Annotated in this window: 17 protein-coding genes; 6 read left to right on the top strand and 11 right to left on the bottom strand. The window is 76.0% G+C overall.

What is annotated here, in order from left to right; translation table 11 throughout:
- Positions 1-28: 28 nt before the first annotated feature.
- Together eboE and ACZ402_RS16935 are read left to right on the top strand one after the other, a co-directional pair.
- Positions 29-1,333 (top strand): metabolite traffic protein EboE, encoded by a 1,305-nt coding sequence (gene eboE, locus ACZ402_RS16940; RefSeq protein ID WP_375825552.1) that lies wholly within the window; start codon positions 29-31, stop codon positions 1,331-1,333.
- A complete protein-coding gene (locus tag ACZ402_RS16935) occupies positions 1,330-2,748 on the top strand; it encodes an alkaline phosphatase family protein (protein ID WP_375825551.1) in 1,419 nt (472 codons plus the stop codon). Before eboE ends, ACZ402_RS16935 begins: the two co-directional genes overlap by 4 nt.
- A gap of 105 nt (positions 2,749-2,853) precedes the next feature.
- On the opposite strand, the gene ACZ402_RS16930 is transcribed toward ACZ402_RS16935, so the two are convergent.
- Positions 2,854-3,543, bottom strand: a complete 690-nt coding sequence (locus tag ACZ402_RS16930) for a DUF4241 domain-containing protein (protein WP_375825550.1) — start codon at positions 3,541-3,543, stop codon at positions 2,854-2,856.
- 105 nt (positions 3,544-3,648) lie between these two features.
- Positions 3,649-7,251 (bottom strand): S8 family peptidase, encoded by a 3,603-nt coding sequence (locus ACZ402_RS16925; RefSeq protein WP_375825549.1) that lies wholly within the window; start codon positions 7,249-7,251, stop codon positions 3,649-3,651.
- A 311-nt stretch (positions 7,252-7,562) separates the two neighbouring features.
- Between ACZ402_RS16925 and ACZ402_RS16920 the strand changes: the two genes are divergently transcribed.
- Positions 7,563-8,285, top strand: a complete 723-nt coding sequence (locus ACZ402_RS16920) for a hypothetical protein (protein WP_375825548.1) — start codon at positions 7,563-7,565, stop codon at positions 8,283-8,285.
- A gap of 4 nt (positions 8,286-8,289) precedes the next feature.
- Here ACZ402_RS16920 and ACZ402_RS16915 read toward each other — a convergent pair whose 3' ends face one another.
- From ACZ402_RS16915 to pnuC, 7 genes are all read right to left on the bottom strand, one after another.
- Positions 8,290-9,858, bottom strand: a complete 1,569-nt coding sequence (locus tag ACZ402_RS16915) for a phenylacetate--CoA ligase family protein (RefSeq protein ID WP_375825547.1) — start codon at positions 9,856-9,858, stop codon at positions 8,290-8,292.
- A gap of 22 nt (positions 9,859-9,880) precedes the next feature.
- Positions 9,881-10,492, bottom strand: a complete 612-nt coding sequence (locus tag ACZ402_RS16910) for a hypothetical protein (RefSeq protein WP_375825546.1) — start codon at positions 10,490-10,492, stop codon at positions 9,881-9,883.
- Positions 10,482-12,470 carry a hypothetical protein gene (locus tag ACZ402_RS16905; RefSeq protein WP_375825545.1) on the bottom strand — a complete coding sequence of 663 codons (1,989 nt, stop codon included), beginning with the start codon at positions 12,468-12,470 and terminating at the stop codon, positions 10,482-10,484. The genes ACZ402_RS16910 and ACZ402_RS16905 overlap by 11 nt, the downstream gene beginning before the upstream one ends.
- Positions 12,467-13,795, bottom strand: a complete 1,329-nt coding sequence (locus tag ACZ402_RS16900) for a hypothetical protein (protein WP_375825543.1) — start codon at positions 13,793-13,795, stop codon at positions 12,467-12,469. The genes ACZ402_RS16905 and ACZ402_RS16900 overlap by 4 nt, the downstream gene beginning before the upstream one ends.
- Complete coding sequence (locus ACZ402_RS16895; protein ID WP_375825542.1) at positions 13,792-15,399, bottom strand: MoxR family ATPase; 1,608 nt, start codon at positions 15,397-15,399, stop codon at positions 13,792-13,794. Before ACZ402_RS16895 ends, ACZ402_RS16900 begins: the two co-directional genes overlap by 4 nt.
- Positions 15,400-15,481: 82 nt before the next feature.
- Positions 15,482-16,609: an AAA family ATPase gene (locus ACZ402_RS16890; protein ID WP_375825540.1), complete on the bottom strand. Its 1,128-nt coding sequence runs from the start codon at positions 16,607-16,609 to the stop codon at positions 15,482-15,484.
- Entirely contained in the window at positions 16,606-17,259 is a 654-nt protein-coding gene (gene pnuC / locus ACZ402_RS16885) for a nicotinamide riboside transporter PnuC (protein WP_375825539.1), read from the bottom strand. The genes ACZ402_RS16890 and pnuC overlap by 4 nt, the downstream gene beginning before the upstream one ends.
- A 255-nt stretch (positions 17,260-17,514) precedes the next feature.
- Here pnuC and ACZ402_RS16880 point away from each other — a divergent pair, with 255 nt between their 5' ends.
- On the top strand, positions 17,515-17,958 hold the full coding sequence (locus tag ACZ402_RS16880; RefSeq protein WP_375825538.1) for an OsmC family peroxiredoxin: 444 nt from the start codon (positions 17,515-17,517) through the stop codon (positions 17,956-17,958).
- A 97-nt stretch (positions 17,959-18,055) separates the two neighbouring features.
- Here ACZ402_RS16880 and ACZ402_RS16875 read toward each other — a convergent pair whose 3' ends face one another.
- Positions 18,056-19,099: an NAD-dependent epimerase/dehydratase family protein gene (locus ACZ402_RS16875; RefSeq protein ID WP_375825537.1), complete on the bottom strand. Its 1,044-nt coding sequence runs from the start codon at positions 19,097-19,099 to the stop codon at positions 18,056-18,058.
- 63 nt (positions 19,100-19,162) lie between these two features.
- Positions 19,163-19,870 (bottom strand): TetR/AcrR family transcriptional regulator, encoded by a 708-nt coding sequence (locus tag ACZ402_RS16870; RefSeq protein ID WP_375825536.1) that lies wholly within the window; start codon positions 19,868-19,870, stop codon positions 19,163-19,165.
- A gap of 115 nt (positions 19,871-19,985) precedes the next feature.
- On the opposite strand from ACZ402_RS16870, the gene ACZ402_RS16865 reads away from it, so the two are divergent.
- Complete coding sequence (locus ACZ402_RS16865) at positions 19,986-20,828, top strand: hypothetical protein (RefSeq protein ID WP_375825535.1); 843 nt, start codon at positions 19,986-19,988, stop codon at positions 20,826-20,828.
- Positions 20,825-22,927: a YhgE/Pip family protein gene (locus ACZ402_RS16860; protein ID WP_375825534.1), complete on the top strand. Its 2,103-nt coding sequence runs from the start codon at positions 20,825-20,827 to the stop codon at positions 22,925-22,927. The genes ACZ402_RS16865 and ACZ402_RS16860 overlap by 4 nt, the downstream gene beginning before the upstream one ends.
- Positions 22,928-23,207 lie beyond the last annotated feature (280 nt).

Below are 23,207 nucleotides of genomic sequence, written 5' to 3'. Positions count from 1 at the left end.
CGGGCCGTCTCGGAAGGGCACCACCACCATGCTGTTGTCGTACTGCACCAACGTCCACCCGGCCGAGGACCTCGACGGGGTCGTCGAGCAGCTCGTGACCTACGCGGGCCCCGTCCGCGCGGCCGCGGGCCTCGACGTCCTCGGGGTCGGGCTCTGGATGCCCGCGACGCTCGCGCACCGGCTCGCCGCCTCGCCGGCCGACCGCGCGTGGCTGCGCGCCGTCCTCGACGAGCAGGGCCTGCAGGTGCACACGCTCAACGCGTTCCCGTACGGCGGCTTCCACGCGGACGTCGTCAAGCTCGACGTCTACCGGCCGACGTGGGCGCAGCCCGAGCGCCTCGCGTACACGCTCGAGTGCGCCGAGGTCCTGGCCGACCTGCTGCCCGACGGTGCCGCGGGCTCGATCTCGACGCTCCCGCTCGCGTGGCGCGAGCCCTGGTCGGAGGCCGACGACGCCGCCGCGACGCGCGCGTTCGTCGCGCTGGGCGCGGGCCTGCGCGACCTGCGCGAGCGGACGGGGAAGACCGTGCGCGTCGCGGTCGAGCCCGAGCCGGGGTGCGTCCTCGACACGGTGGACGACGTCGTGGCCTGGCTCGCGGCACGCACCGCGTCCGGGGTCCCCGAGGAGAGCCACATCGACCCCGAGCACGTGGGGGTGTGCCTCGACACGTGCCACCTCGCGGTGTCGTTCGCCGACCGTCGCGCGGGGACGGCGGCCACGGTGCGGCGCATCACGGACGCCGGGCTGCGCGTCGTCAAGGTGCAGGCGTCGGCCGCGCTCCACGTCGACGATCCGTCCGACCCGGCCGCGCGCGCCGCCGTCGGCGCGTTCGCCGAGAAGCGCTACATCCACCAGGTGCGCGAGCTCACGGCGGCGGGCGACGTGCTCGCCGCCGACGACCTGCCCGACGCCCTCGGCGACGGGCCCGCGCCCGGGCCGGGGGACGGCGTCGGGCACGCGCTGCCGGGGGAGGGGCCGTGGCGCGTGCACTTCCACGTGCCGCTGCACCACGAGCCCGCCGCCCCGCTCGCCGCGACGACCGACGTCCTGCGCGACGCCGTCGACGCGGTGCGGGCGGCCCCGCACGGCGACGAGGCCCACCTCGACGTCGAGACGTACACGTGGTCGGTGCTCCCGGAGGGAGCGGCCACGGCCTCGCTCGTCGCCGGCATCGCGGCCGAGCTCCGCTGGGCCACGACCCACCTGACCCCCACCCCCGCCGAACACGACATGAAGGACGCGAACGAGCCGTCGACGACCTCGACGTCGGGTTCGACAGCGGGTCAGGTCGTGTTCGGCGCGCAGGACACCACCACCAGGAGGACCGCATGAAGCCCGTGCTGCTGCTCGACGTCGTCGGGCTCACCTCGACCGCGCTCGCGCACATGCCGCGCCTGCGCCAGCTCGCCGCGAGCGGCTGGCAGTCCGAGCTCGCGACCGTGCTGCCCGCCGTGACGTGCAGCGTCCAGGCCACGATGACGACGGGGCTCAGCCCGTCGCAGCACGGGATCGTGGGGAACGGCTGGTACTTCCGCGAGCTCGGCGACGTGTACCTGTGGCGCCAGCACGCCCGGCTCGTCGAGGGCGAGAAGCTGTGGGAGGCCGCGCGCCGCGCCAGCCGTGAGTACTCGTCGGCGAACGTCTGCTGGTGGTACGCGATGGGCATGACGACGGACGTCACGGTCACGCCGCGGCCGATCTACCACGCCGACGGCCGCAAGTCCCCGGACGCGTACGTGCGCCCGCCGGCGCTGCACGACGACCTCGTCGGCCGGTTCGGCGAGTTCCCCCTGTTCACGTACTGGGGCCCGACGGCGGACATCTCCTCGTCCCGGTGGATCGTCGACGCCACCCGGCACGTGCTCCGGACGCACGCCCCGGACCTGACGATGGCGTACGTCCCGCACCTCGACTACGACCTGCAGCGGTTCGGGCCGACGTCCCCGCAGGCCGACGCCGCCGCGGCGGAGCTCGACGCGACGCTCGCGCCCCTGCTCGACGACGCCGCGAACCAGGGCGTGACCGTCCTCGTGGTCTCGGAGTACGGCATCGCGGACGCCGACCGGCCCGTGCACCTCAACCGCATCCTGCGCCGCGAGGGCCTGCTCGAGGTCTACGTGCAGGACGGCAAGGAGCAGCTCGACCCGTGGACGTCGCGCGCGTTCGCCGTCGCGGACCACCAGGTCGCGCACGTCTACCTCGGGGACCAGCACGACCCGGCGCTGCAGCGGCGCGTCACCGACCTGCTGCGCGGCGTCCCGGGCGTCGACGAGGTCCTCGACCGCGAGGCGCAGGCCCGGTACGGGCTCGACCACGAGCGCTCCGGCGACCTCGTCGTCGTCGCGGAGCCCGGGGCCTGGTTCACGTACTACTTCTGGCTCGACGACGCGCGCGCACCCGAGTACGCGCGCGGCGTCGACATCCACCGCAAGCCCGGCTACGACCCCGCCGAGCTGTTCTTCGACCCCGCGGACAAGCTCGCGAAGGCGAAGGCCGGCCTCAACCTCGTGAAGAAGAAGGTCGGCCTGCGCTACGCCATGAGCACCGTCCCGCTCGACGCGTCCTACGTGAAGGGCTCGCACGGCCGGCTGCCCGACTCGTCGGCCGACACCCCGCTCGTGCTGTGCTCCGACGCCGAGATCCCCGCCTCCGTCGCCTCGCTCGTCGAGTCCGACGCGGGGCAGATCCCGGCGGCGGCGATCAAGGGCCTGGTGCTCGAGCTGCAGGGCCTCGGCGCCCGGGTCTGACCCGCAGCCCCCGGGCCGGCCGTCTCCCGCGCCACGACGCCGAACCCGGGATCCCTCCTCAGCGACGGTCGCCGCTGAGGAGCGGTCCCGGGTTCGGCGCGACCGTCAGTCCTCGTCCTCGTCCGGGAGGGCGACGAGGAGGTCGAGGTGGAGGCCGAGCACCGTGCCGTCGGCCGCGACGGTGCGCACGAGCGGGTAGAAGCCGTCGCCCCAGCCCGAGTGGGAGAGCACGACGTTCTCGCCGTCCTGCGCGCCGGGGAGCAGGATGTTCGCCGACCCCTCGCGCAGGTGGTCGGGGGAGTCCGTGAGCGCGAACCAGCTCGTGTCCGTGCCGTCGTCGAACACCTCGTCGTACCAGTCGCCGTCGGGCATGAGCCGGGCGACGGCGTCCGCGTCCGCGAACGCGACCGTCCCGGCGTCGACCGGCACGCCGTACGCGGCGCCGGCCTCGGGCGGCCCGTCGGCGCCCTCCGGGACGACCGGCTCGACGGCCACCACCTCGCCGTCGGCGAGGACGACGCTCAGGTACGCCTCGCGCAGGTGGGATCCGTCCTGCTCGTCGGAGACGTCGGCCACCGTGACGCGCACGGGGTAGCGGCCCGGCTCCACCTGCACGACGAGACCCTCGCCGAGCAGCGTGAACGGGTCGGAGGCCTCGAGCCGGCCGCTGGGCAGGACGATCTCGCCCAGGTCGTGCACCGTGAGTCGCAGGCCGGGCCCTCCGGCGGGCCCCGTCCCCGCGGCGGGGCCGGGGCGCAGGGCGAAGAACGTGTCAGGGGTGGGGAAGTCGCTCACGCTGCGAGCGTAGCCGCCGCCGTCGGCTCGGGCCCGCTCGGCCCCTGACGCGGCGAGGGCCGCCACCCGGACGGGTGACGGCCCTCGCGCGGTGCGGTGAGCGGCTCAGGAGCAGCTCAGCGCCTCGTAGTCGGCGTCGTAGGTCGTCGTGACCTCCTCGCCGCCGACCTCGGCGGTGAGGGTCGCCGTCACGGAGCCGGCGTCGAACGAGGCGGCGCGCGACGAGAAGGACTGGTAGGCGTTCTTGCCGTCCTTGACGTTCGGGAACGTCTTCTCGCCGTACGGCGTGGTCACCACGACGTCGGCCGTCGCGCCCGACTCGTTGAGCACGCGGACCGCGACGTGCGCCTTGCCGCCGAGGCAGCGCGCCTCGGCGGTGACCGTCGCGTCGACGACGGCGGACGTCGTGACGTCCACGGTCTGCCAGCGCTTGGTCGCCGTCCCGTTGTGCAGGTGCAGCAGCAGGAGCTTGCCGCTGCCCGCCTCGACCGCGGCCTCGGAGCGGTGCACCGGGATCGACGTGTCGTCGGCCCCGACGTACAGGAGCTGGTCGCCGCCGTCGAACCAGTAGGCCGGGTCGTACGGGTCGCCCGTGAACGTCTCGGTCGCGTCGACGAGCTGGTCGGCGGCCTGCGAGTAGGGCGAGTACGTGAGGACCTGGAAGGTCGGCACGTCGCCCTCCTCGATGCCGAGCGAGCCGATCCCGACCGGGATCACGACGACGTTGTTGTCGAACACCGAGGTGTCGACGTTCCCCCAGACCGAGTTGATCGGCTGGAGGTCGACGTTGTCCCCGGCCTCGTACTCGGTGCCGTCCGGCGCGGTCCAGTCCTTGAGCGTGAACGTGGCCGCGAGGGTCAGGTCCGTCTCGCTGTTGTACTTGATCGCCGCGACCTCGAAGTCGGCCGTGCCGTCGGAGTCGACGTCGACCTCGACCGCCGGGATCGAGACCGAGCCGAGGCTCGCCCACTCCCCGTCGACCGCGACGCCGATGCCGATGACGCCGTCCGCGGGGTCACCGCCGTCCGCGGCGACCTGGGGTGCGGTCGACGTGAAGCCGACCGCGCGCACGTCGGCCGCCGCGATGGCCGACGCCGAGGCGCCGACCGCCGCGTCCGCCTCGAGGCGGGGGCTCGTCGTCTTGAGCTCGAACGGCGCGACGAGCGAGAACCAGCCGCCCGACGCCACGCCGCGACCGTCGAGGTCGAGGTCGGCCGTGGTCGTCGAGCCCGGGAAGGCGACGGTGTCGCCGGAGAGGTCGCTCACGAGCTTGGGCGACGCCTGGACGGGGACCCGCAGCGCGGCGGTGCCGTTCGTCGGGGTCAGGACGACGCGACCGCTGACGGAGGACACGAAGTCGCGCGGCACGCCGACGCCGGAGTCGGCCGACGACGTCGGGTCGAGCTCCTTGGCGAGCGTCGCCGGGTCCGCGGTGAGCGTCACGGTGACGACCGTGCGCTGCCCCGCCGGGACGGTGACCGACGCCGGGGCGACCGACACGGTCGCGCCGCCCGCGGTGCTGGACTGGGCGAAGCTCGTCGCGTACGTCTTCGGGGCGTCGCCCGTGTTCTGCACGGTCACGGTCTTGCGCACGGTCACGGTGTCCTTGCCGACCGGCACGACGCCGAACGCCACGGACACCTGGTCGGAGTCCTGCGACGCGTAGGCGAGGGTCGTGTTCGCGACCGCGTCGACGGCGTCGACGCGGCCGGAGCCCACGCGCTCGGGACCGTAGGCGGTGCCCGTGCCCGACGGCCCGGTGAAGACGTCGTGCGTCGCGGTGTTCATGACCGACGCCTTGACCTCGGCGGGCGCCCAGCCCGGGTGGGCCTCCTTGACGAGCGCCGCGATGCCGGCGACGTGCGGGGTGGCCATGGACGTGCCGGACTTGATGCTCGCGCCGTCCAGGTGACCGGACGCGACGGAGGCGATCCCCGTGCCGGGGGCCGCGACGTCGGGCTTCGCGATGCCGAGCGAGCCGTGCACGCCGCGCGACGACCCGCTGTTGAGCGTGTCGCCGATCTCCGGGATCGAGACGAACGACGACAGCGCGAGCGACGGGCCGATGGTCATCGTGACCTCGCCGGCCTCGATCGCCGGGCGCAGCGCCTCGTGGCTCGGGCCGGTGAGCTGCGCGCCGGGGATGCCGGCGTTGCCCGCGATGCCCGCGACGAACGACGAGAGCTCGGAGGACAGCAGCACGCCGACCGCGCCGGCGGCCTGCGCGTTGTTGAACCGTGCGGCGCTGCCGCACGCGCGCGTCGCGTCGTTGTCGTCCCAGGAGAGGAACGCGATCTTGCCCGCGACGGCCGCGGCCTGCTCGGGCGTGAACGCCTGGCAGCCGTCGACGTCGCCGCCGAGGAACGCGACCGGCGCGGTCACGTCCGACCCGCCCGCGTAGTCCACCGAGTTCTGGGCGGGGTACTCGCCCGCGAGCGCCTCGGGGGCGTCGACCCGCACGGCGTCGAAGGTCTGGGTGTCGCCGACCGAGTTGGCGACCGTGAGGGCGGTGCGCGCGTTGCCGGGGGAGCCGCCGACGTCGGTCACGTCGCCCGCGTTGCCCGACGCGATGACGGACAACGTCCCCAGGCGCGAGAGCTGGTCGATGAAGAGGTTCTCGGGGTCGTCCGCGGGGGAGCCGTCGGAGCCCAGGGAGAGGTTGACGATGTCGAGGCGGTCGGACAGGTCGCCGTCGCCGTTCGGGTCGGCCGCCCACTCGAGCGCGTCGACGACGACGCCCGTCGAGCCGCCGAGGTCGCCGAACACCTTGAGCGCGTACAGGCCCGCCTCGGGCGCGGAGCCCGGGCCGACCTGCCAGTCGGAGATGTCGGTGAGGGTGGAGTAGTCGCCGTCGAACGTCTCGCCGTCCGCGGTGACGCCGTACGCCGCCGTCGTGCCGGCCACGTGCGAGCCGTGCCCGGAGCCGACCGAGTCGAGCGAGTCGATGGGGTTCTCGTCGGGCGTCGGCACGAGCGTCGTGCCGGGGACCGTGCCGCTCGCGTCGTAGTCGTACCCGGCGAAGTCGTGCCCGCCGAGGAACTTGAGCTCGTCGAACGTGCCGTCGGGGACCGGGCCGGTGCCGCGGTCGCCGTACGCCTCGTCGAACGCCTCCTGCGTGCCGGGGCCGCCGAACGCCTTGTGCGTGTAGTCGAGCCCTGTGTCGATGATGCCGATGCGCACGCCCTCGCCGGTGAGGCCCGTGCTCTGCCACGTCTCGAGCGCCCGCGTGAACACGTCCGTGCCCTTGTTCGCCGGCTTCTTGGGGATGATCCGGTAGACCGTGACGACGGAGGCGTCGCGCGCGAGGTCGCGCACGCGGGCCGCGTCGCCCGTGACGACGACGCCCGCGACGAGCGTGCTCGTCACCGACACCTGCTGGGGGTCGCGCGCGCCGGCGCTGCGGGCGGTCGCCTGCTGCGGGACGACGTCGTCCGCGAGCTCTGCGACCTCCTGCGCGTTGGCCTCGACCTGGTCGGGGCTCGCGCCCTGCGCGGCGAGGTCGACGGCCGACGGCGCGTCGAGCTCGACGAACGCCGTGACGGTGCCGCTCGCCTTCGCGAGGGACGGGGCGACCTTGTCGGTCGGGGCGAGGGACGCGCCCGACTGCACGCCGAGGGAGTCCCCGGGGTCGGGCGGTGGGTCCGCGACAGCGGGCGCGGCGGCCGCGGCGACGACGGCGAGGCTCGCGGCGGCAGCGGTCAGTGACACGGGTAGAGAACGGTGCTTCATCGACACTCATCTCCCCGGCAGGGCCGGTTCGGCGAAGGGTTCGTGGATGGGTCCTTCCCTGCGGTCTCGCCCGGGTGGGACACAGACCACCCGAGCACGGTAACCAACGAGTGCCCGACCTGCCCAGCGGCAGGCGTCGTCACCGGGTCCCGAGCCGGAGACAACGGGGCCGGCACGCTCTACGATGCGGGCGGGGTCACAGGACGTGGCCGTCCTGTGGGAGTCCCCTTCCCGCGTCAGGTCCACGGGGGGTGCGAACCCGGGGGCGTGGCCCACGCAGAAGGAGAACCATGACCAGATCCTCGCTCCGGGTCCTGTCCGCCGCGCTCGTGGCCGGCGTCGTCGTGACCGCCACGGTCACCTCCCCCGCCCTGGCGTCCGAGCCCGACCTGCGCGTCGTGACGTGGGACCGCACGGCCCCGACCGACCCGACCGCCGACGCCACCGACGCGCAGGTGTCCAGCGGGGAGAGCTGCGCGGTGCAGGCCCAGCCCCTCCTGCCCGGCCAGGACCCCGCCACGCTCCCGCCGGCGCCCGAGGTGTGCTTCGACTCGCTCGAGGAGGCGCTGGAGTTCGCCTCGCGCGGCGACGTCGCCGCGGCACGCCTCGCCGACGCGACGCCCGCCGACGTCGAGGGGCTGGTCACCGAGCTCAACGCGTCGGCGGCGGCGTCCGCCGGGACGGCGCGCGCGACCACCGCGGCGGCGAGCTCGCTCGTCCTGGGCGTGCTGTGGCGGGACGCCAGCTACAAGGGCGCGTCGAAGGTGCTCTACGGCTCCGGCACCAACGGCTGCTACGGCGGGTCCACGTACGGGTTCCCGAACCTCGCGAACCTGCTCATGAACAACGTCGTCAGCTCCGCCACGACCTACGCGGGCTGCTGGGTGACCCTGTACGACTCGTACAGCTACGCGGGGACGAAGAAGAACTGCACGCCGCACTGCGCGACGCTCGGCTCGTTCGACAACAGGGCGTCCTCGGTCGTCTACCGCCCGGTCGGCCAGCTCGGCTGAGGCGTCACGCGGCCCCGCCGGGCACGTCGCTCGACCAGCGACGGGCCCGGCCCGCCCCGAGCCGGGCGGGGCTCACCTCGCGCACGGTGACGCGGCGTCCCAGGAGGTGCCCGACGGCGTCACCCGCGGCGCGCGCGGCCCTCGCCCCGACGTCGCCGGCCGCGTCGGGCACGACGTCGAGCACGACGTCCCCGTCGGCCGCCTGGTGGAGCTGCCACGCGGCCATGCCGTGGGCCTGGAGGTGCTGGGCGGCGTCGACCGACGGCACCCACGCGCCGTCGGGCCGCAGGTAGCGCACGGGCGACCGGCCCTCCAGGTCGTGCAGCTCGACCCGCTCACCGCGCCGCACGATCCGCGCGCGGTCGCCGGTGCGGTAGCGCAGCAGCGGCAGGTACGGGTTCTCGTCGACCGTGACGACGACCTCGCCGAGGTCGCCGTCGGGGACGGGCGCGCCGCCGCCGTCGAGGATCTCGACCCAGACGCGCCGGCCCGCGACGACGACGAACGGTCCCGCGTCCGTGCGGGCCGCGACCGCGCCCGTCTCGCGCAGCCCGTAGAGGTCGACGACGGGGACGTCCCACGTGGCGCGCAGGCGCGCGCGGGCGACGTCGGACAGGTGCGCGGCCCCGCTGACGAGCGCGACCGGGTGCAGGGCGAGACCCTCCTCCGCGAGCCGGGCGAGCGCGAGGAGCGGCAGCGGCGAGCTCGACACCACCTGCGGGTCCTGCGCCGCGAGGAACGCCGCGCGGTCGCCGGGGTGCGCCCACGCGCCGGGGTCGAGGTTGACGCGCGCCATGCTCGGTGCGGCGACGCCGGGGCCGCGCCGGAACCCGGTCATCGCTGACGCGTACGTGAACGCCTCGCGCTGGTCCACGAGGTTCATCAGGCCCAGGCGGCCGGGCGCGGGCTCCCAGGCCGCGCCGGCGCCCGCTGCCGGATCGGTGATGAGGTGCTGCAGCAGCACGAGGTCCGCCGCGACGGCCACGGGGTGCAGCGGGACGCGGACCGCCGCGCCCGTGCTGCCGGAGCTCGTGCCCTCGAGCACGCGCCCGAGCGGCACGTCCACGGGGACGAACGACGCCACGTCGTGCCGCAGGTCGTCGCGCGTGACGGGACGGACCGCGGTGAGCGGCGACCCGGCCCGGCTCTCCCCGCGGTCGCGCGCCCGGCGGTACCGCGGCACGACGGCGTGCGCCCGGTCGACGAGGGCGCCCACCCAGGCGGGCGGGGCGGAGGGCGCGGCCGCGACGCCGGGGGGCGCGGCCGGGCCCTCGGAGCGGCTGCCGGGACGGGCGTCGACCGCGGCTTCGACGTGGGTGCCGGCGCGGGAGTCGGCGCGCCCCGCGGCGAGGCGGGCCGCGACCTCGTCGAGCACGGGCAGGTCGTCGGGGCGCAGCCGGTCGCCGGTGACGTGGACCCAGGCGGGCGCGGCGGGGTGGTCCCGCACCGCGTCGAGCGCGGCGCGGCCGGCGTCGTCGAGCGTGGGCCAGCGCTCGGCGTCGGTGAGCGCGACCGCCGCGCCGGGCGCGTACTCGTCGAGCGTGAGGTCGGGGGCGTCGTCGGGTGTCGTCATGGAGTCCTCGTCAGGAGCTTCGCTAATAGTTGGCGTACTGCGCGGCGGCCTCCTTGGCGCGCTTCTCCGCGAGCTCGCGTGCGAGCTGCTCGGCGCGGCGCGCCTCCTGCGCCATCTCGCGCGCGATCCGGCGCTGCTCCGCGGTGCTCACGGCCGCCCACCGGTCCTGGGCGACCTCGGGGCTCTCGCCCGCGGGCCGCAGCCCGAGCTCGCGCAGCACGGCGCGGGCCAGCTCCTCACGCGCCGTCGGCGCGTGCAGCCACTCGTCCGGTGTCCGGAGCAGGGCGAGGGCGGGCACGGTCTGCTCGACGACCCGCACGAGCGCGCCCGGCGTCACGGCGGCCCGGGACGCGGGCGCGGCGAGCAGGTGCTCGTCGCGCAGGAGCCAGCAGACCGTCCCGGCGAGCGCCGCGTACGGGGCGTGCGTGCACAGCGCCGCGACGGCGGCGCGCTGCGGGCCGTGCAGCACGCCGACCGCGCCGCCGCCGGCGAGGAGGTCCGCGGTGTCGCCGACGAGCGCGGCGGCCACGACCACGGGGTGGTCCAGCACGTCCGGAGGCGTGTCGGCGAGGCGGTGCACGACGTCGGCGAGCGCGGGGCCCTCGACCGTCGGGCGGGTGTGGTCATCGGCCACGGTGGGCTCCTTCCGGTCGGCTGCTCGTTGTCGTGCTCCTCGACGGTGTGCTCGCCGGGGCACCGGCCGAGGCACCCCACAGCTCGCGTGCGAAGGCGCGGGCGAACGCGACGAGGTCGTCCTGGGTCTGCACGGCGTGGACCCGGTAGCCCACGGCGTGCTCCCGCACGGTCTCGGCGCCCTTCGCCGAGACGTCCAGCACGAGCGTGCCCCCGCCCCCGGCGGCCGCGACGGCGCGCGCCGCGACGCCCTCGTGGGGCGCCACGAGCTCGGTGTCGGGTCGCGCGCCCCAGCGGATCCGGACGACGTCGTCGAACATCGACACGACGCCGTCGTCGGAGATGACGGCGACGTGGCACGGGCGCGTGCGGGTCGGCGGGGCACCGGTGGCCGGGTCGCCGAGGTGCGTGCGCTCCAGGAGCGGGACCGGGAACGACGTCGAGCCGCCGAAGTGCGCGACGACCGCGTCGAGCACGCGGTCCTCGTCGCGCACGAACCCGTCCGTGCCGGCGACCTGCCGCGGCCCGCTCCACGTCGTCGCCTGCACGCGCGCCCCGGCGCGCAGGGCCGAGAGCGCGAGGACGGCCCCGGCGAGCGCGATCGGCGCGACGCGGCGCGTCGGGTCGGGCATCGAGCCGGACGAGTCGAGGTAGAGGTCGAGGTCGACGGGGACGCGGTCGGGCTCGTCACCCGTGTCCTCGTCGACCGACCGGCGCACGGTCGTGAACCCGGGCACGACGACGGGCGAGCGCAGCAGCGTCCCGGTCCAGTCCACGTCGCCCAGCTCGTCGCCCACGTCCCACTGCTCGTGCGCGCCGAGCAGCGGCTCCGTGGCGCGCACGTGCTCGCGCACGGGGAACGGGACGAGCAGGGGCGCGGCGTGCTCGCGGTACCAGCGCCGGGCCGACGCCGCGGCGTCCGTCGTGAGCCCGAGCAGCCGGAGCGTCGCGTCGTAGTCCGCCGGCGCGAGGGCCTGGCCGGTCGCGTCGTGCGCGCCCTCGCCGTCCGTCCCGGGCGCGTGGTGCGCGGCGTCCGTCGCGGGGTCGTCGGCCGTCCCCAGCCCGAGGTCCCCGACGACGCGCGGGTCGAGCACGGGGTGCCGCACCGGCTCGGCGGCGCGCGGGTCGGTCGCGAGCCCGCCGGGGACCGCCCCGGCCACCTCGTCCTGCCCGCAGACCACCTCGGGCAGCGTGGACCGCCGTCGTTGCAGGTGCCGTCGGCGGGCCTCGCGGTCCCCGTGCTCGGGCCGGGCCTGGCGGCGGGGGTCCTTCGCCGTGGCGAGCGACCCCGCCTCCGACGCGAGCAGCGTGCGCAGGAGCGCGGCGAACCCCGCGGCGCCCCCGACGGGGTCGTCGGCGTAGGCGCGCACGAGCCGCGCGACGAGCGTCGCCTCGCGCTCGGCCACCGGGACGTCGGACGCCGTGAGGTCGCCGCGCGGCAGGCCCCACAGGATCTCGTCCGCGCGCAGCACGGTCTGCATCACCGTGCTCGTCCCCGGCCCCAGCGCGCGCCACAGCCTGGCGAGGTCGATCCCGGCGCGGCGCTGCAGCCGGTCGTTGATGAGCAGGTCGCTCCACAGGTTCGCCGTGAGCGGCGCGAGCTGGTCCTGGTCCACGAGCCCGGCGCGCGTGCGCGCGACGAGGAGCGCGCTCGTCGTGAGGTCGCCGGGGGACAGCACGTGGTGCCCCACCTCGTGCGCGAGGACCGCGACCGCGTGGTCCTCGATCCCCAGCTCCACGACCTCGGCGAGGTCCACGTGCACGCTCACGCGCGTCGTCGAGAACCACGCGAACGACCCGACCCCCTCCGGGACCGTGGCGGGGCCGTGCAGCGTCGGGGCGCCGAGGCGCGTGAACCGGCCCCAGGCCGCGAGCGCCTCGGGCCACGCGGCCTGCCACCGCCGGCGCAGCGCCCCGAGGTCGGCGCGAGGTCGCTCGTCGGGCAGCGCCCCGACGGGTTCCGGCGTCGGCGCGCTCACCGGGGCCACCGCACGAGGAGGACGTCGTACGAGCCGGTCCGGCTCAGCAGCGCGAGCCGGCCCGACGGCGTCTCGACCACCGCGGCGCCGCTGACGTCGGTCAGGGCTGCGTCGGGGGCCGGGGCGGGGGCCGGGTCGGGGGCCGGTTCGGGCGTGGGCCGTCCGGCGGGACTGTGGTCCGACCCGTGCAGGCCCTGGTCGTCGACGTCGGCGCGCGGCGGCGTGACCGCGCCGGTGGCGTGGTCGCCCGCGCCCGGGGCGCGCGCGACGAACGCGCCGTGGACGTCGGCGACGAGCGTCCACTCGACCGTCTCGGCGCCGACGGTCGCGGTGTCCGGTGCGGTGCCCACGGCGGTCGGCGGGCCGTCGCCGGTCGAGAGCAGCACCCAGCGCAGGCCGGGGTGGCGCGCGTCGGCGCCGACGACGAGCGCGGGCGACAGCCACGGGCCGCCGAACCCGCGGAAGCCGCCGAAGCGACCCAGGACCTGCGCGGGCCCGGGAGCGCCCGGGAGCCGGACCCACCGCGTCCCGGCGGGCTCGTCGCCCTGCCCGGAGGCGGGCCACCACCACGGGTCCGCGGCGTGGCGGTCGAGCACGGCCCGCAGCCCCGCGGCGTCGGCCGTCCCGTCCGCCTCGGACGCCTCGGACGCCCCGGACGCCCCGGACGCCCCGGACGCCCCGGACGCGGGGAACGACAGCGCGGCCCGCGCGACCGGCTCCGGGAGCGACCGCGCGGCGTCGAGCGCCGCGTCCCGGTAGCGCACGAGCCCGCTGCGCCACGCCGCGACGAGGACCGCGCGTCGGACCAGGTCCGCCGCGGAGGGTCCCGGACCGACGTCCGCCGGGCTGCCGACCCCGACGGCGGCCGCGTCGACCACGCGCGCCGCCCACGCCGTCACGTCCCCGCGCGCCCCCGGACCGCCCCCGACGGCCCGTGCGGCGTCGACGACCGCCGCGACCGTGGCCGCGGGGGCGAGGGCGAGCCACGGCGCGAGCCGCGGGACGACGTCGAGGAGCGCGCGTCGCTCCGGTGCGCCAGGACGCCAGCGACGCGCGGCGGCGAGCCGCGCGAGCGCGTCGACGAGCGCGTCGCACGTCGCTGCGAACGCGTCCGCACCGAGCTGGCGGGCGAGCGGGTCCGCGGCCGCGGCCACCTCCCGCACCGCGTCGGCGAGGATGTCGCGGTCCGCGCCGAGCGCGAGGGCCCGCGCGAGGACGGCGTCGTACCGCTCCCGTTCGGCGAGCGCGCGGTCGGCGAAGGGCGGACGACCCGCGGGGGCCGCGTCCCCGGCCGACGGCGACCGTGCGCCGTCGGGCAGCGTCACGCGCCGCTCCAGCGCAGCCAGGTGAGGTAGTTCGTGTACCGCTGGTGGGCGTACTTGAGCGCGAGCGCGTCCTCGTACACGTGGCCGTGCAGCTTGGCGTGCTTCTCCCACGACGCGAGCACGTGCTCGATCCGGGCGAGCCGGCGCAGCACCTCCGCCTCGGGCAGCCCCTCGAACCCGGCCGCGACGTCCGCGAGGACCGCCCCGACGTCGTCCTGGTCGTCGAGGCCGGCGGCGTCGTACTGGCGGCACGCCGTGTCGAAGAGGTCGCGGATCCACGACACGCGGTCCGAGCGCAGCGGCTCGCGCTCGCGGTCGTCGAACGGGGCCGACTGCAGGTCGGGGAGCAGCTTGTCGTGCAGCACGAACGGGAGCACGGCGCGCAGGTCGGCGAGCTCCACCTCGGCGTCCCCGCGGAAGTACGCCATCGCCTTCGCGTACGCGACGAGCGACTGGAGCGCGCGCACCGACAGGCCGTTGAGGGTCTGCGCACCCACGTCGCCCAGCCGGTCGCGGCCCGTGTCCGCCGTCGCCACGAGGTGCGGGTCCACGCCCGCGACGCGCGCCGTGTCCTTCGTCCGGTACTCGAACTGCCACCCCGCGCGCTCCAGCACCTCGAGCTGGCTCGCGAAGAACTCGAGGCGGCGGCGCACCGGCTCCGGGAACGGGACGGCGAGGATCGCGGCGTGCAGTGCGTCGTGCTCGGCGGCGTCGAACACGATCTCCGGCGGCACGTTGTCCTCCGGGCGCACGCGCCGCTCGGCCCGGGCCACGAGGTCGCCGAGGAAGCGGTTGTTGAACGGCAGCGCGTGCACGACGACGTCGATGCGGTCCCGCAGCGCGTCGACCACCTGGTACGTGCCGCCGCCCGCGTCGTCGTTCGCCGTGAGGTACCAGGCGGCGTCGCCCGTCTCGTAGACCTGGTCGTACACCTCGACGTACCCGTCCGCGAGCACGGTGAGCAGCGCCGACTGCGTGCGCGTCGGGATGCGGTTGTACTCGTCGACGATCTTCACGCGCATGCCCAGCCACGACCGCCACGCGACGTCCACGTCCGCGAGGCTGTCCGCCTGCACCAGGTCCTTGGGCAGGGGCGTGCCGAACAGGTCCGACACGGTGAGCTGCGGGTGCCCGTGCTGCATCGCGCGGCGCACGTCGCGCACCGGGTAGCCCGCGAGGACGCCCATGAGCACGGCGCTCGCGGTCTTCCCGCGCCCCGGCCCGCCGATCATGAGGCACCGCCCCCGCACGGCGAACGTCAGGAGCGGCAGCAGCACGAAGCTCGAGTACGACTGGTCGCTCGGCAGGGTGAGGAGCGCCTTCGAGTCGCCGAGCCGGAAGCTCGTCTCCCGCGCGCCGGGCGCCGCGAACTCGACGTCGTAGTGGGGGCTGATGATCGCGTGGTTGACGACCCAGAAGTACGCCTGCCGTAGCTTCTCGTCGAGCGGCAGCCCGCCCCGGGCCACGCCGTCGTCGGGGCCCGCCCCGGTGACGGGCGTGCCGAACAGGTCGTCGACGCCCAGGGCGAACGGGTCGCGCCCGTCAGCCGGCCCCGCGGGCTGCGGCCGGGTCGGCGCGGAGGACACGTGCTCGAGATCGGTCACGGGCCGATCCTGCCACCGTCCCGCGCGGGGCGCGGGGACGTCCGTGCCAGGTCCGCGGGGCTCGCCGGGGCGGGTCCGCGGATCAGAAGGCGTCGGTGCCGGCCTGGGGGAGCGGGTCGGCCACGTGGCGCGGGGTCGCGAGCAGCGGCCCGACGGCGGCCAGCGCCTGGGCGAGGCGGCTCGCCCGGCCACCGCGCACCTCGAACCACGGCACGCCCGGGCGGCGGCCGTCCGGCGTCGGCAGCTCGGCGGGGCCGAGGTGGTGCACGACGTCGGCCGGGTCCGCCAGGCACGGGCCGGTCGTGGCGAGGACGTCGCGGAACCGGTCCTGCATCGCGTGCCGCACGTGCTCGCCGTCGCGCAGGCCGTCCTGGACGAACGGGATCTCGTCGCCGGTGAGGACGTAGAGGTCGGGGCGGCGGGCGGCGGCGAGCGCCTCGACGCTCGGGGAGCGGTGGCCCACGTAGCGCTCGTGCCACAGCGTGGTGGCGAGCACGTCGGTGTCGCACACGAGGAGCGGGACGGGCGACACCGCGGCGGCGTCGTCCTCGCGCCGTGCCTGCTCGCGCGCGACGAGGTCGAACTCGGCGGTGTGCCACGGCGCGGCGAGGCCGCCGGGCCGGACCTCGGACCACTCGCGCCCGAACTCCAGCACGGGGTCGAGCCCGAGGTGGGCGGCGAGGTCGGTCGCGAGGGTCGTCGAGCCCGTGGACTCGGCACCGAGCACGACGACGCGCCGCACGTACCAGGAGCGGACCGGCGCGGGCAGCGCCCACCAGTGCGCGGCGGGGTCGGCGCGGACGGCCGAGCCGGACACGGGCAGGTGGCGGCGGTCGGGGTCCACCTGGACCCACGTGGCGTCGAAGCGCCGCGCGAGCTCGACGCCGTACCGGTCGGAGGTGAGCACCGCGTCGACGGGCGGGTCGTCGGGGTCGAGCAGCGACTGCATGACCTTCACGTGCTCGTCCCACGCGTGCGGGTCCGCGTAGTCGACGGGGGCGTCGTCGAGCCCGTGCACGACGCGCGCACCGGGCAGCTCGGCCCGCAGCCACTCGGCGCGCAGCGCGGCGGGGATCGACTCGCTCGTCGAGGCGAGCACCTGGACGGTGACGCGCTCGCAGCGCGCGAGCGCGGTGCGGACGAGGTGCACGTGGCCGGCGTGCGGTGGGTAGAACTTGCCGATGACGAGGCCGTGGGCGAGCCGCGTCACCGGGCCGGCTCCGCGTCGTCGGGCACGGGGGCCGGGCCGGCGGCGCCCGGCTCGGCGAGGCCCGCGCCGTCGTCCCTGGGCGCCCCGGCGCCCGGCGTGCGCAGGGCGGCGGACCACTCGCGCAGGCCCTGGACGCACAGCGCGACGAACCCGACGTAGAGCGCGGCGGTGAGCCACAGCCCCTGGCTCGCGTAGAGCCCGACGAGCACGACGTCCGTCGCGATCCACACCCACCAGTTGCCGACCCACTTGCGCCCCAGCATCGTCTGCGCGAGCAGGCTCGACGACGTCGTCAGCGCGTCCCAGAACGGCACCGCCGAGTCGGTCCAGGTGGTGAGGACCGCGACGAGCGCGGCCGTGGTCGCCGCGGCGGCGACGAGCCCGACCACCCAGGCGGCGCGCGGCGTCCGGTGCACGACGAGGCGCCCGCGGTCGGCGCCGCCGCGCAGCCACCAGTACCAGCCGAGCGCGCCGAGGACGAGGTACACGACCTGCAGTCCCGCGTTCGCGTACAGGCCCGTGCCCGTGAACAGCACGAGGAACACCACGTTGTTGGCCAGCCCGACGGGGAACGTCCACACGTTCTGCCGCACCGCGAGCCACACGCACGCGGCGCCCGTGACGAACCCCAGGATCTCCTCGACGCTCACGGGCGCACACTCTACGGGCGCGCCGCCGAGAGCCCGGGCGGTGCTCGTGCGAGCGCACCGCGACTTCGGCACCTGCGGTCGAGATCGGCGACTGCGACCGCCGATCTCGACTGCGACCGCCGATCTCGACCCGGACTGCCGATCTCGGGGGACTGTGACGTGCGCCGCGCTCGGGGGCAGGCGGGCCGTCGGGGCGTTACGGTCGGGACGAGCCCGGGTCCCTCCCGGGTACCCCGACGTCGAAGGAGATCTCGCATGCCCACGCGTATCGCTCGTACCGCCTGGAACGGTGGACTGCAGGACGGTCAGGGCCAGGTCGAGCTGTCGAGCTCGAAGGTCGGCACGTACGACGTCTCGTTCCCGCGCCGCGCCGCGGACGACGCGGGCGGCGTCACGAGCCCCGAGGAGCTCATCGCCGCCGCGCACTCGTCCTGCTACGCCATGCAGTTCTCGGCCGTGCTCGCCGAGGCCGGCGCGACGCCCGTCTCGCTCGAGGTGACCGCCGAGGTCACGCTCGCGCCGGACCCCGCGGGCGGCTTCCAGATCCCGACGATCGCGCTCACGGTGCGCGGCGAGGTCGAGGGCATCGACGCGGCCGGGTTCCAGCAGGCCGCCGAGACGGCCAAGGCGACGTGCCCCGTGTCGAAGGCGCTCGCGGGCGTCCCGACGGTCACGCTGGACGCCGCGCTCGAGAGCTGACGCGCGCCACCGTGCCGATCGCGACAGAGGGTCGTCGTCCGTCCGGACGGCGACCCTCCGTCGTGCTCGGCGGTGGTCGAGATGCGGAACGGGCTGGTCAGCGGGGGAGGAGCGGCGGGGTCGAGGTCCCGGCGCCGTCGCGGATCCCGCCGACGAGCTCGGTGAGCGTGTCCTTCGCGCCGTGGGCCGGGTGCCACCGCAGGAGCTCCCCGGCGAGGCTCGTGTCCAGCACGGGCACGCGCATCGCCATGTCGAGCCAGCCCTCGCCCACCGGCGCCAGGCGTGCCCGCCACGCGGCCGCGACGGCGGTCCGCGCCGTCCCGTAGGGGACGGTGCGCAGCGAGCCGTCAGCGACGACGTCCGCCACGTCCTGCGGCGTGAGCACCGTGGGATGGGCGACGTTGAACGGCCCGGGGTGCCGGCCGACCACGATGCGCGCGTACGCCTCGGCCACGTCCTCCGCGTGCACCACCTGGAGGCGCAGCCCCTCGGGGAGGGGGACGGCGGGCAGGGGGGAGCGGCGGAGCACGCGCGTGCCGAGCGGGCCGAGGAAGTACCGCGCGATCTCGGACGCGGCGTCGCGCTGGAACACCAGGGCCGAGCGCACGCGCGAGACGACGATCCCGCTCCGACGGTCGAGGTCGTCGAGCAGCGTCTCGACGGCCGCCTTGTCCTCGGAGTACGACGAGCCGGGGATCCCCTCGACGGGCCAGCCCTCGTTGACCGGGGTGTCGCGTGCGTCGCCCGCGTACGGGGCGGGGGAGTATGCGCCGACGGACGACGCCACGACGACGTGCGCGACGCCGGCGCGCTGCGCCGCCTCGACGACGCGGCGCGTGCCCTCGACGTTGACGCGGCGCAGGCGCTTGCGGTCGTGGCTCGGCTGGATCGCCCACGCGAGGTGCACGACGACGTCCGCTCCGGCGAGCGCGGCGTCGAGCCGCTCGTCCGCGTCGGCGGCGGCGACGTCCGCGTACCGCCACGTCGCCGCGTCGTGCGGGGCGCGCACCGTGCTCGACCCGTCCGCGCGCGGCACGCGCCGCGCGACCGCGACGAGGGACGTCACGACGGGTTCGGCCGCGAGCCGGCGCAGCACCGCCGTGCCGACGTTCCCGCTCGCCCCGACGACCACCACGCGCATGCGCTGCCTCCCGACCTCGTCCGCCCCGCCCTGTGTCCGTGTGTGGCGGGCGCTCTCCCGACGCTAGCCCGCCGCGCCCGAGTTCGCCCGGGCGATGGCGAGGACGGCGCCGCGCGCGGGCTCGGGGAGCTCGGGGACGAGGACGACCGCGCTCGCGAGGACGAGCCGCTCGATCTCCGCGCGGGACGGGTCGCTCCCGCCGAGCCATGCGGCGGTGACGTTCTCGACGAGCGCGACCCAGCCCGCGGCGATCAGCCGGAGGCGCGGCGACGTGAGCGGCGCGCCGGACGTCGCGGAGACCGTGGAGGTCAGCCGGGCGACGAGGCCCTCCCGGACGCGCGCGAGCGCCTCCTGCGTCGCGTCGTCCTCGGCGAGCGCGCCGCGCCACAGGTCCTGCCAGACGAGGCGGCGGGTCTCGACCGCGTCGAGGAACGACGCGACGGCGAGCGCCGGACGCTCGGCGAGAGGACGATCGTCCGGTGCGACGGTCGCCGCCTCGAGCCCCGCCACGGCCTCGAGCGCGACGGCCCGGCGCAGTCCCGCGGTGGACCCGAAGTAGTGGAAGACGAGGGCCTTGGACGCTCCCGACCGCGCGGCGACGACCGCGGGGGTGAGGGAGTCCAGGCCGTGCTCGTCGGCCTGCCGCGCGGCGGCGTCGAGCAGCTCCCGACGGCGGTCGGCGGGCTCGCGACGGCGGCGTGCGCCGGGCGGCGGGCTCGGCGCGCCGGCCGGGGCCGGGGCGCCGGACGAGGGAGCGGGCGTGCGGGGCATGACATCCGTTGTACGCCGTTGTTGACCGCGAGTCAACAAGAGGCGTAGCGTTGTTGACCGTGAGTCAACGGCGTCCTCGGGGAGGACCGGGGACCCACGAGAGGGAAGAGCCGGGATGCAGATCACGCTGACGGACGTCCGCGTCGACGGGCGGCGCGAGCCGATGCTCGAGCCGATGGACCTCGCCTGGTCCACGGGCGAGAGCGTGCTCGTCGCGGGCGAGCCCGGGCACGGGCACACCGCCCTCGCCCTCGTCGCCACGGGACGGTTCGATCCGTCCGCGGGCGAGGTCCGGCTCCTGCCCGCGAGCGCGCCGTCACGGCGGTCCGGACGGGCCGCGCGCGGCGCCGCCGCCACCCTGCGCGACGTGACCGCCGTCGTCGACGTCCCCGGCATCAGCGAGCCCGACGACGCGCTCACCGTGTCCGACGTCGTCGCCGAGGGCCTCGCGCTCGCCGGACGACGGTCGCTGCCCTCCGACGTCACCCGCTGGCTCGCCGACCACTCCCTCGCCGCCGACCGCGGGCGGCGCCTCGACCAGGTCCCCGGGGTCGTGCGCACCGCGCTCCTCGCGGCGCTCGCGGCCGAGGACCCCGACGTCCGCTTCCTCGTGCTCACCCTCCCGGACCGCCACGGCGGCGAGCCGTCGGGCTGGTGGGAGGTCGCGCAGTCCCTCGCCGCCGCGGGCTACGGCGTGCTCGTGCAGTGCACGCGCGCCTCGGCCCGCGACCTCGGCGTCGACCTGCCACCGGCCCGCGGCGCCTCGATCCACGAGCCTCCCGTCGTCGTCCTGCGCACGCGCCCGACCTCGCCGCCCGCCCCGGACCCGGTGCCTGATCCCGACCAGGTCACGGACGCTGCCGAACCCGGGGTCGCTCCCCAGGCTGGCGACGAACTGAGGAACGATCCCGGGTTCGACGCGCGCGCCGACGTCGAGAACGACCAGGAGGGCCGATGACTGCGATCCGCCTCGGGCTGTCCGAGCTCCGGCGCCTCGCCGCCGGCACGCTGCCGCGCCTCGCGATCCTCGCGATGGCGCTCATCCCCACGCTCTATGCGGGCCTCTACCTGTTCGCGAACCACGACCCGTACGACAAGCTCGACGAGATCCCCGCCGCGCTCGTCGTGCTCGACGAGGGCACGACGACGACGGACGCCCAGACGGGGGCGACGACGCGGCGCGACTTCGGGCGCGACGTCGCCGACCAGCTGCTCGACGACGGCGGGTTCGGCTGGGTCGAGACGAGCCAGGTGGACGCCGAGTACGGCGTGCGGTCCGGGCGCTACGACGCCGCGCTCGTCATCGGCCCGACGTTCTCCGCCGACCTCGCGTCGGCGGGCGAGTTCGCGCCGCAGCAGGCGAGCCTCACGCTCATCACGAACGACGCCAACAACTACCTCGCGCGCACCATCGCGGACCAGATCGTCGGCAAGGTGCGCGACTCCATCGCCGAGCAGGTGGGCACCGAGGCGGCGGACACGTTCCTGCGCGGCTTCGCGTCCATCCACACCAACCTCGCCGACGCCGTGGACGGCGCGGACCAGCTCCTCGACGGCGCGACGCAGCTCCGCGACGGCCTCGTCACCGCGGACGACGGCGCGCACACCCTCGCCGACGGCGCGGGCCGGGCCGCCGACGGCGCCGAGCGGCTCGACGCGAGCACCGGGACGCTCGCGGACGCCGTCGGGCAGCTCGACGACGGCGCCGAGTCCCTGGCCTCCGGGCTCGGGACGCTCCGGGGCGCGACGTCGTCGCTGCCCGACCAGACACGCCAGCTCGCCGACGGCGCCGCGCAGGTGGCGGACGGGAACGCGCAGGTCGCGCAGTACGGGCAGCAGGCCGCCGACGCGGCGGGCCAGGTGCTGCCCGCGCTCGACACGGTCCGCGGCGACGTCGACGCCCGGCTCGACCAGCTCGTCGCCGACGGCGTCCTCGACCAGGCGACCGCCGACCAGGTCCGGGCGCAGGTCGCGCCCGTGCTCGACCAGCAGCGCGAGCAGGTCCAGGCCGCCGTCGACCAGGTGACCGCGGCCTCCGGGAAGCTCGACCAGCTCGCCGACGGCTCGCGCCAGGTGTCGGACGGCGCCGCCCGGCTCGCGGCCGCGACGCCCCAGCTCTCCGCCGGGATCGCGACGGCGGCCGACGGCGCGGACCGCCTCGCCGACGGCACCGGGCAGCTCGCCGCCGCGACCCCGCAGCTCGTGGACGGCGTCGCGCAGCTCGCCGACGGCACGCGTCAGGTGTCCGACGGCGCGACCTCGCTCGCGGACGGCACGTCGCAGCTCCGCGACGGGTCCGGCGAGCTCGTCGACGGCGTCACCCAGCTCCGCGACGGGCTCGCCGAAGGGCTCGGCCAGGTGCCGGACCTCGACGAGCAGACTCGCCAGGACACGGCAGAGACGATCGGCAACCCGGTGTCCGTGAAGAACGAGGCGCTGTCGTCCGCCGGCACCTACGGCGGCGGCCTCGCGCCCTTCTTCCTGTCGCTCGCGACCTGGATCGGCGCCTACGTGCTCTTCCTGCTCGTGCGCCCGCTGTCCTCGCGGGCGCTGGCCGCGGGCCGTTCCGGCCTGGCCACCGCCCTGGGCGGGTGGCTCACCCCGGCCGCGATCGGCGTCGTGCAGGTCGCCGCGATGTTCACGGTGACCAAGTTCGCGCTCGACATCGACCCGGTGCACGGCGTCGGGACCGCGCTGTTCCTCGTGCTCGTGTCCGCGACGTTCGTCGCGATCCTCCAGGCGCTCAACGTCTGGCTCGGTGCGGCCGGGCAGTTCCTCGGGCTCGTCCTCATGCTCGTCCAGCTCGTCACCGCGGGCGGGACGTTCCCGTGGCAGACCATCCCGCAGCCGCTGCGCTCGATGCACCAGTTCCTGCCCATGACGTACGCCGTCGAGGGCCTGCGACAGCTCCTGTATGGCGGCAACATGGCGACGGTGACCCGCGACGTCACGGTCCTCCTCCTCGTCCTGGCCGGTGCCCTCGCCGTCACGACCCTCGCGGCCCGCCAGCAGCGCGTCTGGACCATCAAGAAGCTCCAACCGGAGCTCGTCCTCTGACCCGCGAGGTAGAGCCCTGGTCCGCCGAGGTAGAACCCTGGTCGGTCGAGGTAGAACCCTGGTCGGTCGAGGTAGAACCCTGGTCCGCCGAGGTAGAACTCTGGTCCCGCGAGGTAGAACGCTGGTCGGTCGAGGTAGAGCCGCGGTTGTGCCCGACGGCGTGTGGTTGCGTTGGGTGGTCGGGGTGGGGGGGGGGGGGGGGGGGGCCCCCCCCCCCGGCGGGGGGGGGGGGGCCCCCCCCCCCCCCCCCCCCCCCCCCCCCCCCCCCCCCCCCCCCCCC

Source organism: Cellulosimicrobium sp. NPDC030954, assembly GCF_055571305.1.
The sequence above is the reverse complement of the archived record's forward strand: the minus strand, read 5'-3'. Positions and strand labels throughout refer to the sequence as shown.